This window comes from Actinoallomurus sp. CA-150999, assembly GCF_050942425.1.
Classification (GTDB): Bacteria; Actinomycetota; Actinomycetes; order Streptosporangiales; family Streptosporangiaceae; genus Actinoallomurus.
This window is the reverse complement of the sequence record NZ_CP192063.1, coordinates 8,589,565-8,612,236: the sequence shown is the minus strand read 5'-3', so window position 1 is coordinate 8,612,236 and position 22,672 is coordinate 8,589,565. Positions and strand designations below refer to the sequence as shown.

Genomic DNA, 22,672 nt, shown 5'->3' with positions numbered 1-22,672 from the left:
TGGCCCCCATGCATCAGGACGAGGGCATGCTCATGGAAGAGCCGCAGGAGGCCGAAGGGGAGAGCCCTCGGGCGACGGGTCCGGACTACGGCATCGAGCAGCGGCTGATCGAGGCCGGGGCCGCGCGCGTCGCCGGGGTCGACGAGGTCGGCCGAGGTGCGTGGGCCGGGCCGGTCGTCGTGTGCGCGGCCGTCACGGACCTGAGCACGCCGCCCGCCGGGCTCACCGACTCCAAGATGCTCACCGCCCGCCGCCGCGAGCGGATCGCCGGCGAGCTGCGGGACTGGGTGTCCGCGTACGCCTTCGGCGCGGCGAGCCACGAGGAGATCGACGAGGTCGGGATGACGGAGGCGCTGCGCCGCGCCGCCGTACGGGCCCTGGAGGCGCTGCCGGACCGCCCCGACGCGATCATCCTCGACGGCAAGCACGACTACCTCGGCGGGGGCCGTACGTGGCCGGTGCGCACCGAGGTGAAGGCCGATCTGCGGTCGGTGACGGTGGCGGCCGCCTCCGTCCTGGCCAAGGTGTACCGCGACACGCTGATGGCCGAACTCGGGTACGAGGAGTACGGCTTCGCCGCCAACGCCGGGTACCCGTCACCGGTCCACCAGGAGGCGCTGCGCCGGCTGGGCCCGACGCCGCACCACCGGCTGTCCTGGTCCTACCTCGACGATCTGCCGCAGTGGCGGCATCTCAAGAAGCACCGCCCGGACATCGAGGGCCAGCTCTCCCTCATCTGACTAGCGGGGAGGGCTCGTGGTCCCGCGGATCACGAGCCGTGGTCTCAGGACCACGTCACGTCGCTCCGTCCGGCCGCCGTCCAGCCGTTCGACCATGGCCTCCACGGCGTATCGCGCCTGGTTCTGCGGCTCCTGGCTGACGGTGGTGAGGTTCACGTGGGCGAGTCTGGACAGCGGGCTGTCGTCGTATCCCGCGATGGACGTCACCTTGGGCACGTGCACGCCGCCGCGGGCGAGGCTGTCGAGCAGCCCGACGGCGGATCGGTCGTTCACGGCGACGACGGCGGTGGGCAGATCGGGTCCGTCGAGGAGGGTACGGGCGGCGGCCATCCCCGCTTCCTCGGTGTAGTCGCCGGTGATGATCTGCATGTGCTCGTCAAGGCCGTTGCGGCGCATGGCCTTCCGGTAGCCGCGGCGGCGGTCCGAGGCGATCGTTCCGGCGCCTCCGTCGAGGTGGGCGATCGTACGGTGGCCCAGCTCGGCGAGATGGTCGACCACCTGGCCAACGCCCTGATCGTCGGCGGTCCGCACCACGTCCAGGTCCGGTGACGCGATGCGGCGTCCCACCACGACCACCGGCAGTTGCTTCCCGAGGGCGGCCAGGTGCGGGGCCGGAAGCTCGGCGCCGATCAGGACGAGCCCCTCACAGCGGAACTCCATGAGGGTCTCGACGGCCCTGCGCTCGTCGTGGGTGCGGGTGACGGTGCTCAGGGCGAGCTCGTAGCCGAACTCGTCGGCCGCCTCCTGCAGGTCCTCGACGAGTTCGGCGTGGAAGGTGTTGCTCAGGGTCATCGTGACGCCGAGCAGGTGGGTGCGGCGGCGCGCGAGCAGGCTGGCCGTCCGGTTGTGGCGGTAGCCCAGCTGGGCGGCCGCCTCCAGGACCCGAGCCCGCGTCTGCGCGCTCGCCCCCGGCGCGTTGCGGAACACCACTGAGACCAGTGCCTTGGACACTCCGGCCTTGGCGGCCACGTCCCGCATCGTCGGCCGTCTGGCCGGCTCCGATCCGTTCGCGGGGGCCTGTGGGGCGTCGGATCCTGTCGCGTCCAGCGTCTCTCCTCACCGAATCACGTTCTTTACGGTACGGGCCCGAGAGTATCACGGTGGGTCGCGAAAGGGGCTTTACCTAGACCGGTCTATATGCACCCTTGACGCGTCCCCTAGACCGGTCTAGTTTCTTGGACCCAAGAGGCAGTGACCTGCATCACCATCGAGTGTTTTCGCATGTCAGGATGGATGTATCGATGGTGAGCCGACGTATGTCGGCGGTAGACAACGTCTGTGAACTGTGCTGTGGCAGATCGGCTGCGAGCACACCGGGAACGAGGGGAGCGATCGTGAAATCGTCGATTGGGGTCGCGGTGATCGGTGCCGGTATGGCGGGCCGCGCCCACGCGCAGGGATACCGGTCGGCGTCGACGGTGTTCGGCGCCGGCCTGCCCGATATCCGGCTGGTGGCCATCGCCGACCTCAACGAGGACCTCGGTGCCGACGCAGCGCGCCGGTACGGATACGAGCGCGCCGAGAAGGGCTGGGAGGCGATCGCCGCGGCGCCGGACATCGACGCCGTCAGCGTCGTCGTCGCCAACTCGCTGCACCGGGAGATCGTCGAGGCGCTGCTGGCGGCGGGCAAGCACGTGCTGTGCGAGAAGCCGCTCGCACCGAGCGTCGAGGACGCGCGGGCGATGGTGAAGGCCGCCGAGAAGGCCGACCGCGTCAACGCCGTCGGGTTCAGCTTCCGCCGATCCCCGGCGATCGGCGCGATCCGCGCGCAGGTGGAGGCCGGGGCACTCGGACGTCCCCTGCACTTCAACGGGCACTACTGGTGCGACTACGGGAGCGACGCGAACGCGCCGATGAGCTGGCGCTACAAGGGCGGCCCCGGCTCGGGGATCCTCGCCGACGTCGGCAGCCACCTCATCGACGTGGGCGAGTTCCTCTGCGGCCCGGTGGAGTCCGTGAACGGCGCCGTGCTGTCCACGGTGATACCCGACCGGCCGGTTCCGCTCGGCGTCGCGATCGGTCACGCGGGCGGCGTGGAGCTGAGCGACCGGCGCGAACCGGTGGAGAACGAGGATGTGGCCACGTTCACCGCGACGTTCGCGGGCGGCGCCGTCGGCACGTTCTCGGTGTCCCGGGTGGCCCACGGGCTGCCGAACGCGCTGGGTTTCGAACTCTTCTGCGCCGACGGGATGGCCGCGTTCGACGTGTCCCGCCCGGCCGAGTTCACCCTGTCCGACCGGGTCGCGGCCGGGCCCGTCGACGGCCACCGCAGGGTCCTGGTCGGCCCGGACCATCCGTACATCGCCGGCGGGCTGGCCATGGACTTCCCCGGTGTGGCCCACGGGATCAACGACTTCTTCACCTACCAGGCGCGCGCGTTCCTGGAGCAGATCGCCGGCGTGGACGGGCTGCCGCCCTGCGCCGATTTCGCCGCGGGCCTGCACAACCTGCAGTTGCTCGACGCCGTCGTACGGGCCGCCGGCCCGGACGGCAGCGCCCTTCCGGGCTGAGCTCCCGGCCCGGACGGCAGTGCCCTCCAGGGCTGAGATTCCGGCCCGGACGGCAGTGCCCTTCCGGGCTGAGATCCCGGCCGACCCGACCGAAACCGATCACTCACCCGGCAGGCCCGACCGCGCGCCTGCCGCCACGACCGACATGGAGGCGAGCACCATGAAGCTGGGTGCCTACACCGCGTGCCTGGACGACCTGCCGCTGCCGGAGGCCCTGAAGATCCTGCGTGAGCTCAAGCTGACCGGCGCCGAGATCAATGCGGGCGGGTTCCGTCCCGCGCCCCATCTTCCCGCCGCGAAGCTCCGCGAGAGCGCGGCGGCGCGGGAGGAGTACCTGGGACTGTTCGAGGACGCCGGCATCACGCTGACCGGCCTGAACGTCAACGGCAACCCGTTGCACCCCGACCCCGAGGTCGGCCCGAGGCACGCGAACGACCTGCGTGACGCGATCATCACCGCCGGGCTGCTCGGCGTCGACCGGGTCGTGGCGATGTCGGGTCAGCCCGCCGCGCACCCCGGCGGCACCGCCCCCTCATGGGTCGTGATTCCCTGGGACAGCGCCTATCTCGACGTGCTGGAGTACCAGTGGCGCGAGGTGGCGATCCCGTTCTGGACCGAGATCGACGCCTTGGCGCGGGACGCCGGGGTCAAGGTCTGCATCGAGATGCACCCGCACAATCTGGTGTTCAACCCGGCGACGCTGGAACGGCTGGTCGCCGAGGTCGGCGCCACCCACGTCGGCGCCGAGATGGACCCCAGCCACCTGTTCTGGCAGGGCATCGACCCCATCGCGGCCGTCGAGCGCCTCGGCCCGCTCGTGTACCACGCCGCCGCGAAGGACACGCGTATCAACGACGACTGCCGCGTCAACGGCGTGCTCGACGACCGTTTCCAGCGGATTCCCGCCGAGGAGAAGCCGCTCGGGATCGGCGGCCGCTACACGGTGACCCGGTGGCCGACCGAGCCGTCATGGGAGTTCGTCGCCGTCGGACGCGGCCACGACCAGGACTTCTGGAGCCGGTTCCTGCGCGCGCTGCACGCCGTCGACCCGAACATGGCGGTCAACATCGAGCACGAGGACGAGGAGTTCGGCCAGGTCGAGGGGCTTCGCCTGTCGGCCGAGGCCCTGACCGCCGCCGCCGAGGCCGCCGGGCTGTGACCCGGGCGGCCGTACAGGTCCACCCACGGAGAACCCACCCACGCGTCAACGGCCGGGACGGTCAGGAAAGGTAGGACGGACGATGAGGACGCCGACGAGATTCCGAGCGGGCAGCCGGATCCTGGGCACCGCGCTCGCAGTGGCGCTGGCCCTCTCCGCGTGCAGCAGCACCGGCGGGAAGAAGGCGGAGGACAAGGCGATGCCGGTCGCGGCCGGCAAGGCCACCACGCCGCGCATGAAGATCACCATGGTCACGCACGCGCCGTCCGGCGACACCTTCTGGGACATCATCCAGAAGGGCGCCCGGGCCGCCGCCGCCAAGGACAACGTGCAGTTCCAGTACAGCAACGACGTCGATCCGGGCAAGCAGGCCACCCTCGTCCAGAACGCCATCGACAGCAAGGTCGACGGCATCGCCGTGACCCTGCCGAACCCACCCGCGCTGATCCCCGTGATCAAGAAGGCCGTGGCCGCCGGAATCCCCGTCGTGGCGTTCAACGCCGGCGTCGACGACTGGCAGAAGTCCGGAGCGCTGATGTACTTCGGCCAGGACGAGACCCTGGCCGGTCAGGCCGCCGGCAAGCGGCTCGGCACCGACGGCGCCAAGAAGGTCCTGTGCGTCCTTCAGGAGCAGGGCCAGGTCCAGCTCGAGGCCCGGTGCAACGGCGTGCAGAAGGGTTTCTCCGGAACGACCGAGAAGCTGTACGTGACCGGCACCAACATGCCGTCGGTGCGGTCGACCATCGCCGCCAAGCTCAAGCAGGACAAGTCCATCGACCACGTGGTCACCCTCGGGGCGCCGATCGCCCTCGCCGCCGTGCAGTCGGTCAAGGACAGCGGCAGCCCGGCCAAGGTGGTCACCTTCGACACCAACCCGCAGCTGGTTCAGGCGCTGCAGAGCAAGAGCGTCCAGTGGGCGATCGACCAGCAGCCGTACCTGCAGGGCTATGAGTCCATCGACTCGCTGTGGCTGTACAAGACCAACGGCAACGTGATCGGGGGCGGCCAGACCACCCTCACCGGCCCGTCCTTCATCGACCAGAGCAACCTCGCGCAGGTCGCCAAGTACGCGTCCGCAGGCACCCGATAGCAGCGTGGGCCCCACCTCCCCGGTGGGGCCCGCCGCTGCCTTCCGAAGTCCCCCACCCCCATGCCTCGGAGGTGTTTCCCATGAGTGACACGCTCGACGTCGGCGTCCGGACGCCGACGCGCGACGAGCGCTTCACCGAGAAGTCCCTGGCGACCCGGATACTGGCCCGTCCCGAGGTCGGCGCGCTGGTCGGCGCGGTGGCCGTCTACGTCCTGTTCTTCGCGGTCGCCGAGCCGTTCCGCGGCCTGGACTCGCTCGCGACCATCCTGTACGCCAGCTCCACGATCGGCATCCCGGCCGTGGGCGTCTGCCTGCTGATGATCGGTGGCGAGTTCGACCTGTCCGCCGGCGTCACGGTGACCAGCTCGGCGCTGATCGCGTCGATGTTCAGCTTCCAGCTGACCACGAACCTGTGGGTCGGGATCTTCGTCTCGCTGCTGCTCGCGCTGACGATCGGCGCCATCAACGGCTACCTGGTCGTGCGGACCGGCATCCCCAGCTTCCTGGTGACGCTGGGATCGTTCCTGATGCTCCAGGGCCTGAACCTGGCGCTGACGAAGCTCATCACCGGCAACGTGGCCAGCCCGAACATCTCCGACATGAGCGGCTTCGGGTCGGCGCAGAAGGTCTTCGCTCAGGAGTGGAACGTCGGCGCGCTGTCGATCCGCATCTCAATCCTGTGGTGGCTGCTGTTCACGGCCATCGCCACCTGGGTGCTGCTGCGCACCCGGCTCGGCAACTGGATCTTCGCGGTCGGCGGGGCCGCCACCAGCGCGCGGGCCGTCGGCGTCCCGGTGCGCGGGGTGAAGATCGGGCTGTTCATGACCGTCGGCTTCACGGCCTGGTTCACCGGCATGAACCTGCTGTTCTCGTTCAACACCGTGCAGTCGGGCGAGGGCGTCGGCAACGAGTTCCTGTACATCATCGCGGCGGTGATCGGCGGCTGCCTGCTCACCGGCGGGTACGGCTCGGCGGTCGGGGCCACGATCGGCGCGTTCATCTTCGGGATGACCACCCAGGGCATCGTCTATGCCGGGTGGAACCCCGACTGGTTCAAGTTCTTCCTCGGCGGGATGCTGCTGGCGGCCACGCTGCTGAACCTCTGGGTCCGCCGCAGGACGGAGGCGGCGAAATGACCGGTACCACCGACACGACCGTCAGGTCGCCTTTGGTGCGGCTGGCGGACTGCGAGAAGCACTACGGGAACATCGTCGCCCTCAGGGACGTGTCCCTGCACGTCGGCGCCGGAGAGGTCACCTGCGTCCTGGGCGACAACGGCGCCGGCAAGTCCACCCTCATCAAGATCATCGCGGGCATGCACCGGCACGACGCGGGCACCTACGAGATCGAGGGCGAGGAGGTACGGCTCGGCTCCCCGCGCGACGCGCTGGACCGCGGCATCGCGACCGTCTACCAGGACCTGGCGGTCGTGCCGCTGATGCCGGTCTGGCGCAACTTCTTCCTCGGCTCGGAAGTGCGCAAGGGGTTCGGGCCCTTCAGCCGCCTGGACATCGACTTCATGCGGAAGACCGCCAAGACCGAACTGCTCAACATGGGCATCGACCTGCGCGACGTCGACCAGCCGATCGGCACGCTGTCCGGCGGCGAGCGCCAGTGCGTGGCGATCGCGCGGGCGGTCTACTTCGGCGCGAAGGTCCTGATCCTGGACGAGCCGACGGCCGCGCTGGGCGTCAAGCAGGCCGGCGTCGTGCTGCGCTACATCGTCCAGGCCAGGGACCGCGGGCTCGGCGTCATCTTCATCACCCACAACCCCCACCACGCCTACCCGGTCGGCGACCGGTTCCTGCTGCTCAACCGAGGCCGCAGCCTCGGCTACTACGCCAAGGACGAGATCACCCGCGACGAGCTCACCGGTCTGATGGCCGGCGGCGCCGAACTCGAACAGCTCAGCCACGAACTCCAGGGGACGGGCGGCGTGAGCTCCCGGGTCGCCGAAGAGCTCGGGCTGGAGGCCGCGGAGATGACGGGCCGCGCGGCACCGCCGGCCGAGAAGGAGCAGAAGTGAAGATCGCCCTCGACCCCTACATGCTCCGGCACGTACCCCTCACCGAACTCCCCTCGGTCGTCGCCGACCTCGGCTACGAGTACCTCGAGCTGTCGCCGCGCGAGGACTTCCTGCCCTTCTACCTGCATCCACGGGCCGACAAGGCCACCATCACCGGGTTCAAGAAGGCGCTGGACTCGGCGGGGGTCCAGGTCTCCTCGGTGCTGCCCCTGTACGAGTGGGCCAGCCCGGTCGAGGAGGACCGACAGGCGGCCGTCCGCTACTGGAAACGCGCCATCGAGGTCACCGTCGAGCTGGGCTGTCAGGTGATGAACTCCGAGTTCAACGGGCGGGTGGTGGCGCCGGCCGACAGCGAGCGGCAGTTCTGGCGGTCGCTGGAGGAGCTCCTGCCGATCTTCGAACGAGAGGGGCTGGAGCTGCGCCTGGAGCCGCACCCCTATGACTTCCTGGAGGACGGGCACGCGGCCGTCGACCTGGTCACGGGCATCGACAAGGACTTCGTCTCCTTCCTCTACTGCGCCCCGCACACCTTCCACCAGGGAGGAGACATCGCCGGAGTCATGAAGCACGCGGGATCCCTCCTCACGCACCTGCACATCGCCGACTCCCTCGACCACCGCGCGTCGTCGGGAAACCGCTACATCGTCAACCCGCCGAGCCTGGCCGACCAGATCCGCGTCCACCAGCACCTGGACATCGGCCAGGGCGAGGTCGACTGGGACGTCCTCTTCAAGGCCCTCGCGGAGCAGGACTTCGACGGCATTGCCACGGTCTGCGTCTTCGCTTGGGAGGAACGCGCCCGCGAGTCGGCGATCAGCAACCGCGAGCAGATCCAGGAGTACGTCGCCAAGTACGCGCAGGAGAGCGAAGCCTGACGAATGGATGCGGGCCGCCGTCACAGCCAGCCGTTGTGGCGGGCGGCCCGTACGGCCTCGATGCGGTTGCGGGCGCCGGTCTTGCCGATCGCGGCGGACAGGTAGTTGCGGACGGTGCTCTCGGACAGGTGGAGACGCCCGGCGATGTCGGCGATGGTGGACCCGTCCGCGGCGGCGGACAGTACGTCGCACTCGCGTTGGGTCAGCGGGCTGGGGCCCGCGCTCAGCGCGGCGGTGGCGAGCTCGGGGTCGACCACGCGTTCGCCCGCGAGGACCCGGCGGATCGCCGCCGACAGGTCCTCGACCGGCCCGTCCTTGACGAGGAAGCCGCTCGCGCCCGCCTCCATCGCGCGCCGCAGGTAGCCCGGCCGGCCGAACGTCGTGACGATGAGGATCTTGCAGCTCGGCAGCTCGGCGTGCAGGTCGGCGGCGGCGTCGAGGCCGCTGCGCCCCGGCATCTCGATGTCGAGGACGGCCACGTCGGGCCGCAGCTCGAGCGCCGCCGGGACGATCTGATCGCCGGCGGAGACCTGGCCGACGACCTCGAAGTCGTCCTCCAGGTTCAGGAGGAGGGCCAGCGCGCCGCGCATCATGCCCTGGTCCTCCGCGAGCAGCACCTTGATCAAGAAATACTCTCCTTCAGAGGCAGCGTGATGGTGAGTCGGTAGCCGCCCCCGTCGGCCGGGCCGGCCTCGAGCCGGCCCTCCGCACCGCTGATCCGCTCGACGAGTCCGCGCAGGCCGTTGCCCTGGGACGTGTCGGACGGCGCCGGAGCTCCGCGCCCGTCGTCCCGGACGGACAGGACGGCGGCGTGGCCCTGCCGGACCACCGAGATCTCGCACGTCTCCGCGCCACTGTGCCGGATGACGTTGGTGACTCCCTCGCGTACGGCCCAGCCGAGCAGGGCGTCGGCCTCCTCCGGCAGAGGGGTGCCCTCCTGCCGGACCGTCGCCGTGATGCCGGCGTCCCGGAGGGCGGTACGGGCGCCGTCGATCTCGGCGGAGAGCCCGCGGCCGCGGTATCCGGACACGGCGAGGCGCACCTGCCGGAGCGCGTCGCGGCCGATCTCCTCGATGTCGGCGGCCTGGCTCGCGGCCAGCTCCGCGTCGCGCGGGGCGAGCTTGCGGGCCGCCTGTGCCTTGACCACCATCACCGACAGAGTGTGCCCGAGCAGGTCGTGCAGGTCGCGGGCGAAACGCAGGCGCTCTTCGGAGACCGCCGTCCTGGCCAGCTCCTCGCGGGTCGCCCGCAGTTCCCTGATCGCGGCGAACAGCCGCAGGAGAAAAGCGATGATAAAGCCGGAGATCAGGGTGCCGTACCAGGAGCCGATCGCGTCTCCGGCCGACGCACCCCGGATCCAGGCCAGCACTCCTGCGGCGACGGACAGCGGTGCGATCACCATGGCCGGCCAGGGGCGGCGACCCCACGGGATCACCACCCCGCAGCCCAGGGCCAGCGTCTGCATCAGCGCGTTCATCCCGTGCGCGAACCAACCGACCAGGACGAAGGCGTCCACCCCGGCCGCTGCGAGGAGCACGACCGCGAGCCGGTCGCCCTGGCCCCGGCGGTAGGCGTACCAGATGGCCACGACCAGCAGGCCGGCGTAGACCGCCAGGAGCGGCCCGGACGCCCAGACGGGCCGGGCGCGGCCGCTGATCACGTCGTCGAACGCGTTGTAGCCGATCAGGAGCCAGGGGTACGTCCCGAATGGGCCGGGACCGTCGTCGACCTGGTCGGCGATCTCCGTCCGGGGCTCGGTGGTCGTGCCGGGGGAGTCGGGCGCGGGGGATTCCCCGGCCGCTTCGTCCTCCGCCGGATCGCGTCCGGCCTTCATCCGCCTGTTCACGCCCGCCCCGCCCCGTCATCTAGCCTCGCCGCGCGGGTCCCGTCCGCCCGCGGTCCCACACTCTAAGGCGAGGATCTGCGGTGCGTGCAGATGCGCCCGTCCCGGTGTCCGTCGGGACAAATGTCATCGAACGTATGGGGTCGGTTCCGTGACCACAGATCGCGTCTCAGCGGCTTGGGCCGGGAGACCTAAGCGACGGGTGCCCGGTTGGGTCCGGAGACCCTTTCCCGACCCGCGATGCCCTCGCCATAGTCGACCCGCCCGATTCCGCGCGGGCTCGTCGCCGCGCGTTCTCATGAAGATCAAGGGATCACCATGTATCGCAAAATCGCCCTCGTCGCCGTGGTGGGCATTGCCGCCACCGGTCTCGCCGCGTCCCCGGCCGCCGCCGCCAAAGCCGCCTGTAAGGCGAGCTACTGCGAGTACGAGATCCAGACGCTTTTCTGGGAGAAGACGGAGAGCAAGGACACCAAGTACGCGGCGGCGAAGTTCATCACGCGTCGTGCGGGGAAGGTCCAGGTCGATCTGAACTACAAGCACCGCAATCACGCCGTCGGCGTACGGCTCGTCACCTGCGGGGCGAAGAAGGCGCTCACCGGCTGGCGGCAACTCAACGCCTACAACCACTACTTCACCTTCGACAAGAGCGTGAAGAAGGGCACCTGCTTCCGGGTCCAGGCGGGACGCTCGGACGCCGGGACGATCAACGGCACCCTCCACCTTCCGTAACGGAAGTCCCGGACCGATCCATAAGATCATGATCAACGTCTGGAGCGGTGGGCGGGAAAGCTGATAGACCCGTTCGTGTGAACTGGATGCGAGCCCATCTCGACCGTGTCGAGCGGCACAACGCCAAGGCTCTTAACCGCGCCTGTGGCCTGGTCCTCGACACGGTCACAGGCGACGGCCTGCTCTACCTCGGCGGGTCCGGCCATTCGCTGGGAATGGTCCTGGAGGGGTTCTTTCGCGCCGGCGGGCTCGCGTGCGTGTACCCGCTGTACCGGCCCGAGATCTCCCCGCTGCACGGGGCCTGGCCCGCCACCCAGGCCGAACGCCGTTCCGGCATGGCCGCTCCGGTCCTGGAAGCCGCGGCGCCCCGGCGGGGCGACCTGGTGATGATCTTCTCCAACAGCGGGTCGAACCCCTACCCGGTGGAGCTGGCGATGGCGGCGAAGTCGTACGGCCTGCCGGTCATCGCGGTGGCGTCCGGCCCGTCGATGGAGGTCGCCCCGGCGCGGGCGGGGGTGAAGCTCGGCGAGATCGCGGACCTGGTGCTCGACACCCTGACGCCGCCCGGTGACGTGTCCCATCCCCCCGACGCCCCGCGTACGGCGGCGCTGTCGTCGTTGTGCTCCGTTTACCTGTGGAATCTTCTCCTCGCCCGGATGGCCGAACGCGCCGAATTGCCGCTGTGGGTGAGTGCCAACGTCCCTGGGGGAGATGAACGCAATGCGGAACTGCTGGCCCGCTACTCGGAACGCGTGCCCGTACTAAGAACGTCGGTTATGGGGTAAGGACCTGACCTACCTGGAGGTGGCGTCATGGACAAGACGGTCAAGGCGTTGCTGTCGGAGGCCGGGCGAACCTTCGCCGAAGAGGCCGGGATCGAGCTGAAGGATCAGCCGGCCGCGCTGTTCAAGCTTCTCGTCCTCGCCAACCTGCTGAGCAGCCGGATCAGCGCGGACATCGCGGTCGCCGCGGCCCGGGAGCTGTTCGAGGCGGGCGGCGGGACGGCGCGCGGCATGGCGAAGCTCACCTGGCAGCAGCGCGTCGACGCGCTCGACCGGGCGCACTACGTCCGGTACGACGAGAGCACCTCCAGCCGTCTCGGGGACATGGCCGAGCGGGTCCTCGAGAAGTACGACGGCGACCTGCGGAAGCTGCCGCTCAAGGCCGAGCGCGACATCGGCCACGCGAAGGAGCTGCTGCAGGAGTTCCCCGGCATCGGTCCGGCCGGGGCGGACATCTTCTGCCGTGAGGCGCAGGCCGTGTGGCCGTGGCTGCGCCCGTACTTCGACGAGCTGACGGTGAAGGGGGCCGAGCGTCTCGGCCTGCCGACCGACCCCAAGCGCCTGGCCGACCTGGCCAAGGAGCGCGACCTGGCACCGCTGGCGGCCGCCCTCGTCCGCGTCGCGAAGGACAAGAAGCTCGCCGATCAGGTGGCGAAGGGCTAGTGATCGACCATCGGCATCCGGCCGGGATCTGCAGCCCGGCCGGTCGGTCGGCGTCGGCCGTGGAGCGTGTGTCAGGGACGCCGCCACTGTCCGATAACGGTCCTGATAGGGACGCGCCACGCAATGGGATCTGCCATTCGGTGCCCAAGCTGCGCTATACACGTCCTCAGGCATGAGGGAGAGCGATGCGACCGTTCGGCAGATCCCGATCGCGCCCTCCGGTGGCGCGTGATCTGTTCGAACGTGCCCGCTGGCGGTATTTCCGGATTCAGCCGGGTTTGCGGAGGCTGACGTTTCTGCTGTTGGTGGTGGGATCGGCGGCGGTCGCGATCGTCGCGGGCCTGCCCTTGCTCACCACCGTCGTCTTCACGGCCACGCTCCTGCTCGTCGTCGACTTCACCCTGCGCTCGCCGAGCGGCATGGCCACCGCCTTCGTCGTCGCCTGCTGGCTGGCGGCCGTGATCCCGCTCAGCCGCCTCTACCCGGCCGGCGGGCACGAGGCCGTCTTCCTCGGGGCGCTGGCACTGCCGGTCGCCTTCCTCTCGCACCGCGTCCACGCGTACGCGCCGTGGCGCACCGCGGCCGTGTCCCTCGGCCTCGCCGGGATCGTCGCCGCCGCGCTCGCCAACCCGCTGCCCCGGCTGAACGCCGCGCCCGCGTGGGCGGCGGCGCTGGCCGTCCTCGGGTACCGCTGGTGGCAGGCGCGCCGCATCGTCCCCGCCGAGGCGTACGACACCGGCTGGGCCCAGGAGGACTACGCCGAGGAGGACGAGTACGCTCCGCAGGCCCGCGCGGAGTACGCCGCGCCCGCCCAGGCCCGTACGTCCGACGACGTCCCGGACATCTCGGTCGACGAGGCGTTCGCCGAGCTGGAGGCCATGATCGGCCTGGAGCCGGTGAAGCGGCAGGTGCGTTCGATCGCCGCCTCGATCGAGGCCGCCCGGATGCGCGCCGCGGCGGGCTTCCCCACCGAGAAGCCGATGCGGCACTTCGTGTTCGTCGGGCCGTCCGGCACCGGCAAGACGACCGTCGCCCGGGCCGTCGCGCGGATCTTCTACGCCTTCGGGCTGCTGCCGACCCCGCAGGTCGTCGAAGTGCAGCGCGCCGACCTGGTGGGGGAGTACCTCGGCGCCACCGCCATCAAGACGACCGAGGTCGTGGACCGCTCTCTCGGCGGCGTCCTGTTCGTCGACGAGGCGTACTCCCTGGTCAACACCGGTGACGGCCAGCCCGACCGCTTCGGCAGCGAGGCCGTCCAGACGCTCCTCAAACGCGCCGAGGACGACCGCGACAACGTCGTGATCATCCTGGCCGGCTACGAGGAGGAGATGGAGGGCTTCCTCGATTCCAACCCGGGCCTGGCCTCCCGGTTCGGGACGCGCGTGAAGTTCCCCGCGTACCAGCCGGCCGAGCTGCTGGAGATCGCCGAGTACCACACCGGGCTCCGCGGCGACCGCCTCGGCCCGGACGCCGGGCCGTGCCTGCGGCTGAAGTTCGAGGAGGTCTCGCGGCGCGGCATCATCGACGAGCTGGGCAACGGCCGCTTCGTGCGCTCCCTCGTCGAGTCCGCGGCCCGCGCCCGCGACGTCCGGATCGTCCACGCCAGGGCCGAGCCCACGCCGGACGAACTCGTCACCATCGACGCCGTCGACGTCGAGGTCGCCTTCGCGGAGCTCACCGAGCGCTACCGCGGCTACGCCGAGACGCCGACTCTCGAGGAGGCCCTCGCCGACCTGGACGCGATGACCGGCCTGGAGCCGGTCAAACGGCAGGTCCGCGCGATCGCCGCGCAACTGCAGGTCGCGCAGCTGCGCGAGGAGCAGGGCCTGCGCACCCACCCGCCGATGCGGCACTTCGTCTTCGCCGGCCCTCCCGGCACCGGCAAGACGACCGTCGCGCGCGTCCTCGGCCGCGTCTTCGCCGCGCTCGGCCTGCTGGCCCGCCCCGAGGTCGTCGAGACCCAGCGCGCCGACCTCGTCGGCGAACACCTCGGATCGACGGCGATCAAGACCAACAAGGTGATCGACTCGGCGCTCGGCGGCGTGCTGTTCATCGACGAGGCCTACTCCCTCGTCAACCCCGGGTACGCCGGCGGCGACGCGTTCGGCGCCGAGGCCGTGCAGACCCTGCTGAAACGCGCCGAGGACGACCGTGAGCGCCTCGTGGTCATCCTCGCGGGCTACGACGAGGACATGGACCGGTTCCTGCGTTCCAACCCGGGCCTGGCGTCCCGGTTCTCCGAACGCGTGGCGTTCCCCTCCTACGGCCCCGACGAACTGCTGGAGATCGCGCTCGAACTGGCCGCGAAGGGCGGCGACACCTGGGAGGAGGGCGCCCTGGACGACCTGGCGGGCGTCTTCCAGCGCGTCTGCGGCCTCGGCCGGATCGACGAGCTCGGCAACGGCCGCTTCGTGCGCTCGGTGTACGAGAAGGCCTGCGGCTTCCGCGACCTGCGCGTCGCCGAACTCGGCGCGGACGTCACCACCGCCGACCTGACCACCCTCATGACCGAGGACGTCCGCTCCGCCTACACCGAACTGGCCCGCCGCCACTGACCCTCGGCGAGGAGGCCTTGGCCGCCGAGATCGAGCCGGCCGTCGGCGGCGTAAACGCGTTCCGCGAACACCGCGTCCATCTTTGCGTGACCGCCCCACACGACGAACCCGCACCGCCTGTACCGCCTTCCCCTGTGAGCGAAGGTGAGATGGACGATGGCGGGCGACGGCCGACGCGATACTGGTCGGCTCCGCTCGCCGGGTCCACCCGGCAGGCTCCGGACGAGCCGCTTCCGCCGATTCCGGACGAGCGCGGCACTGCCCGGACCATCGGGCGGTACTTCGTGGTGGGCATCCTCGTGTCCTTGGGGCTCGCCACCGCCGGCGCGGTGATGCGCGGCTGGAAGAACGCCGGACCATCGCACACGATCACGGTCCCGGACTCGGTCGATCAGTACGACCGCCTGACCGGAAACGTCACGGAGCGCATCATCGCGGGGATCCGGGCCTCGGCGGCGAACCGCACCGGCGTGGGCGAAGCGCGCGCCGACGAGGCGGCCGTCGCCGTGTACGGCAGGAACCAGAAGACCGACCAACGGTTGATCTTCATTGGGTTCAGCACGGCCGCCTCTCCGGAGATCGGCCGAGAGCTGCGATCCCATTCGGCCTCGCACGAGGCCGACGAACTCTTTCGCGGCGAAGGCCACTTCTCGAACGAGCGTGACTTCGAACCCGGGCGCTTCGGCGGTGTCCTGCGCTGCGGTACCGGAGACGCCGGCTCCTCCGCCTCCGCCTCGTCGATGTGCGTCTGGGTCGACGGCTCCACCGTCGGCATGGTCCTGACCGCGAAGACCGCCCCCGCCGCCCTGGCGGGCACCGCACTCGCCTTCCGGAACGCCGCCGAACACTGACGCGCGGGGTACGGCCGGCCGCGCGGCGGCCCGTCGTGACCGAGTCGGCGGTCTCCCGCTGCGGTCACCGCGCTCGCGCGACGGCCCGCCGTACCGACCGGGGACGCCGGGGCCGTCCAAACCGGGTCGGCCCGCCGTCACCGGCGGAGGCCGAGCCGATCCGCCGCCGCAGGCCGCCGGCTGTCACCCCGGCCCTCTAAGGTGCCGTTCGTGGAGAAGGTGACCTGGGGGCAGGTGCTGGCCTGGCGGCTGCGGCGGCAGTTCCTCGAGCCGGTCGACGGCGGTGACCCGGTCGAGGTGGCGCGGCGGCTCGCCGGCGTGCAGGCGCAGGTGGCCTCGGCGGCCGAACTGGCGATCGCCGTACGGCAGGCCGAGCCCCGCCCCGACGCGGTGACGGAGGCCCTCGCCGACCGCAGACTGGTCAAGACCTGGGCCATGCGCGGCACCCTGCACCTCCTGCCCGCCGACGAGGCTGCCGCCTACCTCACCGTGTCCGGTGCCCACCGCAACTGGGAGCGGGCGAGCTGGCAGAAGACGTTCGGCGCCACTCCCGCCGACCTGGAGGCCATCGCGGCGGCCGCGACCGAGGCGCTGTCCGGCGGCGCGGCCCTCACGCGCGAGGAGCTCACCGCCGAGATCGTCGACCGTACGGGCTCCGGCCATCTCGCCGAGGTGCTCGGATCCGGCTGGGGCACCCTCCTCAAGCCGCTGGCCTGGTGGAAGGTCCTGTGCTTCGGCCCGCCGCAGGGCAGCCGGGTCACCTTCGTCAGCGCTGCCTGGCTGCCGGAGACGCCCGACCCGGCGGCCACCGTGCTCCGGGCGTTCCTGGGCGCCCACGGTCCCACGACGCCGACGTTGTTCGACAAGGTGTGGCTGAGCCGGGGCGTCACCCGCAAGGCCCTCCTCAAGACCTGGTTCACCGAGGCGGTCGAGGTCACCGAGGTCGACGTCGAGGGCGAGCGGCGCGTGATGCTCGCCGAGCACGTCGCCGAGCTGGCCGCCACCCCGCCGAGCACGGCCGTCCGGCTCCTCGGCGCCTTCGACGCGTACGTCCTGGGCGCGGGCACGGGCGCCACTGAGATCATCCCCGCCGAGCACCGCGCGGCCGTGAGCCGCAGCGGCGGCTGGATCTCCCCGGTCGTGCTCCGCGGCGGTCGCGTCGCCGGCGTATGGGACGACGAGCGGACCACGCTCTGGGAGGAGATCCCGGCGGACGCGATCGTCGCCGAACGGTCGCGCCTCGCCCGGATCTCGTCGGCCGGATCTCCGCTCGCCTGACCGGGCCCGCACCGGTCAGGCCGAAAGAGCTGGGACGGGATCTGCATCGGTCAGGCCGAAAGAGCCGCAGCGCGTCCAGACGCTGGGCCTGTGGAACTTCCAGAAGGACCGGGTCTCGCGCGACGGGCCCGTCGATTCACAGCCGGGTGCGCAGCGCGGCCAGGAATGCGAGAGTGCGCGCGCGATCCCCCTCATCACCGGTCGAACTGGCCACCAGCTCGGTCGCGCCGGCGTCGGCGTACGCCCGGATGGCCCGCTCCACCGTGCTCTCGTCGCCCGCGATGACCGTCTCGTGGACGCCCGACATGCCCTGACCGTCCAAGACGGAGCGGTAGGCGGGCTGCCGTCCGGCACCACCGAGGGTCGTCGCGACGCGCTGCCGGACTCCGTCGGGGTCATCGGTGACGCTGACGACGACGCCGGCGACGACGCGAGGGGCGGGCCGGCCCGCCCGCTCGGCGGCGCGGCCGATGGCCGGTGCGATGCGCTCGCCGATCCAGCGCGGGCCGGTCCACACGGTCACCGTGCCGTCGGCGAGCTCTCCGGCGATCCGTAGCATCACCGGGCCCAGGGCCGCCAGCAGGACGGGCGGCGGTGCGGCGCCCGGTACACCGACCCGCCCGACAGCGGTGAGGACCTCGCCGTGGTGGTCGACCTGCTCGCCCCGCAGGAGCGGCACCAGCGCTGTCAGGTACTCGCGGACGTGCCGGGCCGGCCGGTCGTACGAGTGGCCGAACCGCTCTTCGATGATCTCCGGATGGCTCGGGCCGACACCGAGAGTGAACCGGTTCCCGCTCGCCGCCTGGGCGGTGAGCGCCTGACCGGCCAGCGCGAGCGGATGGCGGGGATAGGTCTGGGTCACCGCGGTACCGACGTCGATCCCCGGGACCTCGCGGGCGACGAGCGCGGCGAGTCCGACGGCGTCCCAGGAGAACGTCTGGGTGAAAAAGGCGCTGTCCAGGCCGGCCTCGGCCGCCGCGCGAACCTGCGCGATCACGTCCGGGAGAGGGCTGCCCTCCGCCCCGATCAGCACTCCGATCCGCATGACGACTCCTAACATGAATAGGATCTTCCGGTTCCGTTTCTCGAGACTAACCTGAAGATCGCCTTCCAGTTGCCGAAGTGGGGGAATCCGTGCGAGCCGACGCGCGCCGCAATCGTGCGCTCATCCTCGACACCGCCGTCGACCTGTTCGCGGAGCGGGGCCCGGCGGCGTCCATGGAGGAGATCGCACGGGCCGCCGGCCTGGGCGTCGGCACGCTCTACCGTCACTTCCCCGACCGGCAGGCGCTGCTGGAGCAGATCGCCGCCGACACGCTGGGGCGGCTTCTCTCGGCCGCCCGGGAGTTCGAAGCTCGTCCGGTACCGCGCTGGGAGGTGCTCGTGCTGATCGTCCGGCACTGCGCCGGCCTCCCGCTGGCGCTGGCCAAGTCGCTCACGGACGGCACACCCCACCCTCCCGAGGTCGCCGAACTGATCAGTGGCGTCGACGAACTGATCGCACAGATCGCCGAACAGGCACAGCGGGAAGGCGCGCTGCGTCCCGACATCTCACCCCCCGAGGTCGTGGACCTGATCAGTGTCGCCGTGTGCCGGCCTGGAGCCCGCGCGGACGATGCCCTGACCACCGTCATCCTCGACGGGCTCAAGGCGTCGGCGGCAGCCGGCCGGTGACCCCGTTACCGTGGACTTACAGCGCGGTAGTCGTCACGTAACGCGCCCGCCGCACGATGCGAGGAAGCGACCTCGGGTGGTGAGCAGGTATGAGTCCTGGATCTCTCATCCGCTTCCGTGACATCCACGGATACTGGCGGGCCTTCCGCATGACCGGCAGCGGGCCTCCACTGCTGCTGATCCACGGCATCGGCGACAACTCCGGCACCTGGCTCGACGTGATCCCGCGCCTGGCGGAGAACCACACCGTCATCGCGCCCGACCTGCTCGGCCACGGCGAGTCCGCCAAACCGCGCGCCGACTACGGCATCGCCGCATACGCCTGCGGCATGCGCGACCTGCTGAGCGTCCTCGAGGTGGACCGCGTCTCGGTGATCGGCCATTCGCTCGGGGGCGGCATCGCCATGCAGTTCGCCTACCAGTTCCCCGAACGCTGCGAACGCCTCGTGCTCGTCGCCAGCGGCGGCATCGGCCGAGAGGTCCACCCGATCCTCCGTGCGGCGGCGGCGCCGGGCGCCGAGGTCGGCCTGGCGCTGGCGACGTCCGCCCCGGCGCGCACCGCCGTACGGCTCGCCGCTCCCGTCCTGCGCCACACCGGCGGCCTGTTCCTGGGCACGGACTTCGACTACCTGCTCCGGCGCTATCGGGGACTGCGCTCCACGACCGCCCGCCAGGCGTTCCTGCGCACCCTCCGGGCCGGAGTCGACGTGCGCGGCCAGGTCATCACCATGCTGGACCGCTGCTACCTCGCCGAGGGCATGCCCATCCTCATCATCTGGGGCAGGGAGGACCGCGTGATCCCCGTACGCCACGCGGGGATCGCCCACGCCGCCATGCCCGGCAGCAGCCTGGAGGTCTTCGCCCGGTCCGGGCACTTCCCACACCACGACGAACCGGAGCGTTTCGTCACCACCGTGGAGCGATTCCTGGAGAGCACCGAACCGGCACTGCACGACCCGGCGAAGTGGCGGCGGCTCCTGCGCGCCGGCCGGGTCGCGGACCGGAGGAAGCCGAAGGAGGCCGCCCCGCACGTGTCGAGCGGGGCCTGACCTGGGAGACGAGACGGCCGCGGCGCGCCGCGTATGGCCGCCCAACGCGCGATGCGCAGGGCAGCCGGCCTGCTCGGGCACCACCGCGATGTGCGGGTCAGGCGGCCTGCTCGGGCACCACCGTGACATGGGTCCGGCGTGACCGTACGTCCCAGCCGGCCATCGCCGCCACGACCAGCAGGGCCAGGAACGCCAGCGTCAGCGGGTCGACCAGCTTCGAGACCGGTGCGAGGGCCGCGAGCGCCCCCAGCGCCAGCACACGCGTGGTCGTGAAGTGACCCCACACCGCCCGTTTGAACAGCGCGTGCCCCGCCACGAACAGCCCCGGACCGCCGAGCACCACCGCCGCCGTACCGCCGGTGACGTGCCCGTGCGGGTGCGCGACGATCAGTTCGTCCGCGACGGCGCTCACGATGATCCCCGCGACCATCGGAAGGTGGATGAAGGTGTACGCGGACCGGCCGAGGCGGCCCGGATCCGCCGAGGCCGCGATGCGCTCCGCCGCGGCCTCCGCGCTCCGGTCGAAGTAGATCCACCACATCGCCACGCTGCCGAGGAAGCCGACCGCGAAGGCGGCGCCCTCGGCCGTCCCCACGCCGTGCAGGTCACTGAACGTGTTGCCCGTGACCAGCAGCGACTCGCCCAGCGCGATGATCACGAACAGCTGGCAGCGTTCCGCCATGTGCCCACCGTCGATCGTCCAGTCCGACGTCCTCGAGCGCCCCAGCCCCGGGAACGTGTAGCCGTGCCAGGGCGCGGCGTACTCCAGCGCCAGCGCCCCCACCCAGGCCACGACCTGGGCCGGGTGGTCGGCGAAGGCGCCGCCGATCCAGAGCACGGCCGTGGTCAGCTTCCAGGCCAGGATGCGCACGAAGTTCGCGCTCAGTTCGTCCCGCCTGGTCATGATCGTCACGAAGAGCGTTCGTCCGGCCTGACAGGCGACATAGGCGAGGGCGAACCACAGGGCCCGGCTCTCGAACGCCTTGGGGATCGCGACCGCCATCAGCATCCCGGCGAGCATGGTCCCGGTCAGCGTCATCCGTACCGCGGGATGATCCGGATTGAGCCAGTTGGTCGTCCAGCACGTGTACATCCACGCCCACCAGACGGCCAACAGCAGCACCAACGTCTCACCGGCGCCGCTCACGGTGAGATCCTTCAGCAGCCGGTGGGACAACTGCGTCACCGCGAAGACGAAGACCAGGTCGAAGAACAACTCGAAGAACGTGACACGCGTCGCCCCGTCACCGCGGGAGCGCAGCAGCCCCGTCGGGGTCCCATGCTCCATTCGCCGAACACTACGGCAGCGCGGACCTGCGCCGGGATTCGAGACGATCACGAAGCTCGTACGCCGTCGCACCCGTCACATACGCCTCTCGTCCCCGCACCGCGACCCAGACGGAAGCGAACGGATCGAACAGCGCCACCCACCCCGGGAACTCCCGGCGAAGCCGATCCAGCCACACCCACCGCGTCTCCCAGACCGGATCCGGCGCCCGGCCGAACCCGACCTGATCGACCCACGTCACCGGCCCCGAGGAGTCACCGGTTGCCGAGGACATTGGTGATCTCCTGAGCGGCCCGGCCCGTCTCCCGAGCAGGGCAGATCGGGTCACCCCAGGAGTAGAAGAACCACAGCGCGTCGCCGTCGGGCCGGTAACGATCGATCCGGATCTTCTCGCAGAGGACGGGCGCATGACGGTTCCCGACCCGCACGTACGGCATGCCGCCGCGCGGCGTCTCGACCGTGGCGGTGAAGCCGGCGGCGTCCAGCCAATCCCGCAACTCGTGCAGATGGCGGGCGACCGCCCCGCCCGTCGTCTCTGTGCCCATTCGCGACCTCCTGGAATTCGATCGGTTTCCCGCTCCAGAATGTCGTCACGCGGCTACGCTCGGCTATAACTGCAGCTCTCCAACCCCCCATGGAGACCACGTGGACATCGACCCGTCGGCCTCGGCCGCCGAACAGTACGCCTACCGGCTGCGCCTTTATCGCGAGCGCGCCGAGCTTACCCAGGACGACGTGGGCCGGGAATGCATCATCAGCGGCAAGATGATCGGCCACTTCGAGAACGGCCGCCGCATTCCAACCCTCGACGTGTCAAAGGGCCTCGACCGCCTGTTCAACCTGGACAGGTACTTCGAAGAACTCCACCCGCACGTCGTACGGGAGGTGACGCTCCCGATGGGCTTCGCCGAGTACATCGAGTACGAACAACAGGCGGCGTCACTGAAGGTATACGAGCCGCAGTTCGTGCCTGGCCTGCTTCAGAGTGAGACCTATGCTCGGGCGTTGCTCAGCGCGGCGAACCGAGGAGACCGACTGGAGCGGGGCCTCGCGGTTCGCATGGGTCGGCAGGACATCCTCCAGCGGGACGAACCACCCTTCATCGTGGTCTTGATAAAGGAGGCGGCGCTCCGCGAGCCGGTCGGCGGCGTCGATGTGATGAGGGAGCAGCTCGCTCATCTCCTCGAGATGATGGAGCGACCGAACATCAGCATCCAGGTGATCCCGGCCGGTCGCCCCGTGTATCTGTCGAGTGGGTTCACCCTGCTCGGGTTCGTCGAGGGCCTGGGTATCGGATATGCCGACGCCGCCGGCGGTTACGGCCATTTGATTCAGGCTCCTCAACAGGTCCATGAACTCGCGATACGGTTCGAGCAGATCAGGGGAGAAGCGCTCTCCTGGTCCGAGTCAGAGAAACGGATCCGCGCCTTCTTGGAGGAAATGTGAGCCACAACCTCGCGGACAGTACTTGGCGCACGTCGAGCTACTCGGGTGAAGAGGGCGGGACATGTGTGGAGGTCACGCAGGTCTGGCCTGCATGAGGTTGCGTTCGCCGAC

24 protein-coding genes are annotated in these 22,672 nt (G+C 70.5%); 17 read left to right on the top strand and 7 right to left on the bottom strand.

The window, feature by feature from the left end; genetic code table 11:
* The first annotated feature begins 32 nt into the window (after window positions 1-32).
* Window positions 33-740 carry a ribonuclease HII gene (locus tag ACQP2O_RS39855; RefSeq protein ID WP_433191305.1) on the top strand — a complete coding sequence of 236 codons (708 nt, stop codon included), beginning with the start codon at window positions 33-35 and terminating at the stop codon, window positions 738-740.
* Here ACQP2O_RS39855 and ACQP2O_RS39850 read toward each other — a convergent pair whose 3' ends face one another.
* Window positions 741-1,718, bottom strand: coding sequence for a LacI family DNA-binding transcriptional regulator (locus ACQP2O_RS39850; protein ID WP_433174364.1), 978 nt, complete (start codon window positions 1,716-1,718; stop codon window positions 741-743). It abuts the gene before it with no gap.
* A 356-nt stretch (window positions 1,719-2,074) separates the two neighbouring features.
* Between ACQP2O_RS39850 and ACQP2O_RS39845 the strand changes: the two genes are divergently transcribed.
* The 6 genes from ACQP2O_RS39845 to ACQP2O_RS39820 all read left to right on the top strand — a co-directional run bounded on the left by ACQP2O_RS39845 (window position 2,075) and on the right by ACQP2O_RS39820 (window position 8,400).
* A complete protein-coding gene (locus tag ACQP2O_RS39845; protein ID WP_433174363.1) occupies window positions 2,075-3,250 on the top strand; it encodes a Gfo/Idh/MocA family protein in 1,176 nt (391 codons plus the stop codon).
* A gap of 160 nt (window positions 3,251-3,410) precedes the next feature.
* Window positions 3,411-4,409 (top strand): sugar phosphate isomerase/epimerase family protein, encoded by a 999-nt coding sequence (locus tag ACQP2O_RS39840; protein WP_433174362.1) that lies wholly within the window; start codon window positions 3,411-3,413, stop codon window positions 4,407-4,409.
* 82 nt (window positions 4,410-4,491) lie between these two features.
* Window positions 4,492-5,499 (top strand): sugar ABC transporter substrate-binding protein, encoded by a 1,008-nt coding sequence (locus ACQP2O_RS39835; RefSeq protein ID WP_433174361.1) that lies wholly within the window; start codon window positions 4,492-4,494, stop codon window positions 5,497-5,499.
* 80 nt (window positions 5,500-5,579) lie between these two features.
* Window positions 5,580-6,635 carry an ABC transporter permease gene (locus tag ACQP2O_RS39830; RefSeq protein ID WP_433174360.1) on the top strand — a complete coding sequence of 352 codons (1,056 nt, stop codon included), beginning with the start codon at window positions 5,580-5,582 and terminating at the stop codon, window positions 6,633-6,635.
* The gene (locus ACQP2O_RS39825) at window positions 6,632-7,525 is read left to right on the top strand and encodes an ATP-binding cassette domain-containing protein (protein ID WP_433174359.1); all 894 of its coding nucleotides are present in this window, start codon (window positions 6,632-6,634) and stop codon (window positions 7,523-7,525) included. The genes ACQP2O_RS39830 and ACQP2O_RS39825 overlap by 4 nt, the downstream gene beginning before the upstream one ends.
* The gene (locus ACQP2O_RS39820; RefSeq protein WP_433174358.1) at window positions 7,522-8,400 is read left to right on the top strand and encodes a sugar phosphate isomerase/epimerase family protein; all 879 of its coding nucleotides are present in this window, start codon (window positions 7,522-7,524) and stop codon (window positions 8,398-8,400) included. The genes ACQP2O_RS39825 and ACQP2O_RS39820 overlap by 4 nt, the downstream gene beginning before the upstream one ends.
* A 20-nt stretch (window positions 8,401-8,420) precedes the next feature.
* Here the strand turns inward: ACQP2O_RS39820 and ACQP2O_RS39815 are convergent, their stop codons facing one another.
* Window positions 8,421-9,026 (bottom strand): response regulator, encoded by a 606-nt coding sequence (locus ACQP2O_RS39815; protein ID WP_433174357.1) that lies wholly within the window; start codon window positions 9,024-9,026, stop codon window positions 8,421-8,423.
* Window positions 9,023-10,246, bottom strand: a complete 1,224-nt coding sequence (locus tag ACQP2O_RS39810; RefSeq protein WP_433174356.1) for a sensor histidine kinase — start codon at window positions 10,244-10,246, stop codon at window positions 9,023-9,025. The genes ACQP2O_RS39815 and ACQP2O_RS39810 overlap by 4 nt, the downstream gene beginning before the upstream one ends.
* A gap of 315 nt (window positions 10,247-10,561) precedes the next feature.
* Between ACQP2O_RS39810 and ACQP2O_RS39805 the strand changes: the two genes are divergently transcribed.
* The 6 genes from ACQP2O_RS39805 (at window position 10,562) to ACQP2O_RS39780 (ending at window position 17,104) form a co-directional block, all read left to right on the top strand.
* Window positions 10,562-10,975, top strand: a complete 414-nt coding sequence (locus ACQP2O_RS39805) for a hypothetical protein (protein ID WP_433174355.1) — start codon at window positions 10,562-10,564, stop codon at window positions 10,973-10,975.
* Between the two features lie 86 nt (window positions 10,976-11,061).
* Window positions 11,062-11,760: a sugar isomerase domain-containing protein gene (locus ACQP2O_RS39800; RefSeq protein WP_433191304.1), complete on the top strand. Its 699-nt coding sequence runs from the start codon at window positions 11,062-11,064 to the stop codon at window positions 11,758-11,760.
* Between the two features lie 27 nt (window positions 11,761-11,787).
* The gene (locus ACQP2O_RS39795) at window positions 11,788-12,420 is read left to right on the top strand and encodes an endonuclease (RefSeq protein ID WP_433174354.1); all 633 of its coding nucleotides are present in this window, start codon (window positions 11,788-11,790) and stop codon (window positions 12,418-12,420) included.
* A 305-nt stretch (window positions 12,421-12,725) separates the two neighbouring features.
* Complete coding sequence (locus ACQP2O_RS39790) at window positions 12,726-14,975, top strand: AAA family ATPase (RefSeq protein ID WP_433191302.1); 2,250 nt, start codon at window positions 12,726-12,728, stop codon at window positions 14,973-14,975.
* Between the two features lie 134 nt (window positions 14,976-15,109).
* Window positions 15,110-15,826 (top strand): hypothetical protein, encoded by a 717-nt coding sequence (locus tag ACQP2O_RS39785; protein ID WP_433174353.1) that lies wholly within the window; start codon window positions 15,110-15,112, stop codon window positions 15,824-15,826.
* Between the two features lie 210 nt (window positions 15,827-16,036).
* On the top strand, window positions 16,037-17,104 hold the full coding sequence (locus tag ACQP2O_RS39780; protein ID WP_433174352.1) for a winged helix DNA-binding domain-containing protein: 1,068 nt from the start codon (window positions 16,037-16,039) through the stop codon (window positions 17,102-17,104).
* A 136-nt stretch (window positions 17,105-17,240) separates the two neighbouring features.
* On the opposite strand, the gene ACQP2O_RS39775 is transcribed toward ACQP2O_RS39780, so the two are convergent.
* Window positions 17,241-18,149, bottom strand: coding sequence for a TIGR03564 family F420-dependent LLM class oxidoreductase (locus tag ACQP2O_RS39775; protein WP_433174351.1), 909 nt, complete (start codon window positions 18,147-18,149; stop codon window positions 17,241-17,243).
* Between the two features lie 77 nt (window positions 18,150-18,226).
* Here ACQP2O_RS39775 and ACQP2O_RS39770 point away from each other — a divergent pair, with 77 nt between their 5' ends.
* Window positions 18,227-18,778 carry a TetR/AcrR family transcriptional regulator gene (locus tag ACQP2O_RS39770; protein WP_433174350.1) on the top strand — a complete coding sequence of 184 codons (552 nt, stop codon included), beginning with the start codon at window positions 18,227-18,229 and terminating at the stop codon, window positions 18,776-18,778.
* A gap of 89 nt (window positions 18,779-18,867) precedes the next feature.
* On the top strand, window positions 18,868-19,827 hold the full coding sequence (locus ACQP2O_RS39765; RefSeq protein ID WP_433174349.1) for an alpha/beta fold hydrolase: 960 nt from the start codon (window positions 18,868-18,870) through the stop codon (window positions 19,825-19,827).
* A 97-nt stretch (window positions 19,828-19,924) separates the two neighbouring features.
* Here the strand turns inward: ACQP2O_RS39765 and ACQP2O_RS39760 are convergent, their stop codons facing one another.
* From ACQP2O_RS39760 to ACQP2O_RS39750, 3 genes are read right to left on the bottom strand one after another with little or no spacing between them, the layout of a single operon-like run.
* Entirely contained in the window at window positions 19,925-21,115 is a 1,191-nt protein-coding gene (locus ACQP2O_RS39760) for a low temperature requirement protein A (protein WP_433174348.1), read from the bottom strand.
* A 10-nt stretch (window positions 21,116-21,125) separates the two neighbouring features.
* Window positions 21,126-21,389, bottom strand: coding sequence for a hypothetical protein (locus ACQP2O_RS39755; protein WP_433174347.1), 264 nt, complete (start codon window positions 21,387-21,389; stop codon window positions 21,126-21,128).
* Entirely contained in the window at window positions 21,370-21,660 is a 291-nt protein-coding gene (locus ACQP2O_RS39750; RefSeq protein WP_433174346.1) for a hypothetical protein, read from the bottom strand. The genes ACQP2O_RS39755 and ACQP2O_RS39750 overlap by 20 nt, the downstream gene beginning before the upstream one ends.
* A 100-nt stretch (window positions 21,661-21,760) precedes the next feature.
* Between ACQP2O_RS39750 and ACQP2O_RS39745 the strand changes: the two genes are divergently transcribed.
* A complete protein-coding gene (locus ACQP2O_RS39745; protein WP_433174345.1) occupies window positions 21,761-22,561 on the top strand; it encodes a helix-turn-helix domain-containing protein in 801 nt (266 codons plus the stop codon).
* Window positions 22,558-22,656, top strand: a complete 99-nt coding sequence (locus tag ACQP2O_RS39740; protein ID WP_433174344.1) for a DUF397 domain-containing protein — start codon at window positions 22,558-22,560, stop codon at window positions 22,654-22,656. The genes ACQP2O_RS39745 and ACQP2O_RS39740 overlap by 4 nt, the downstream gene beginning before the upstream one ends.
* Window positions 22,657-22,672: the final 16 nt, after the last annotated feature.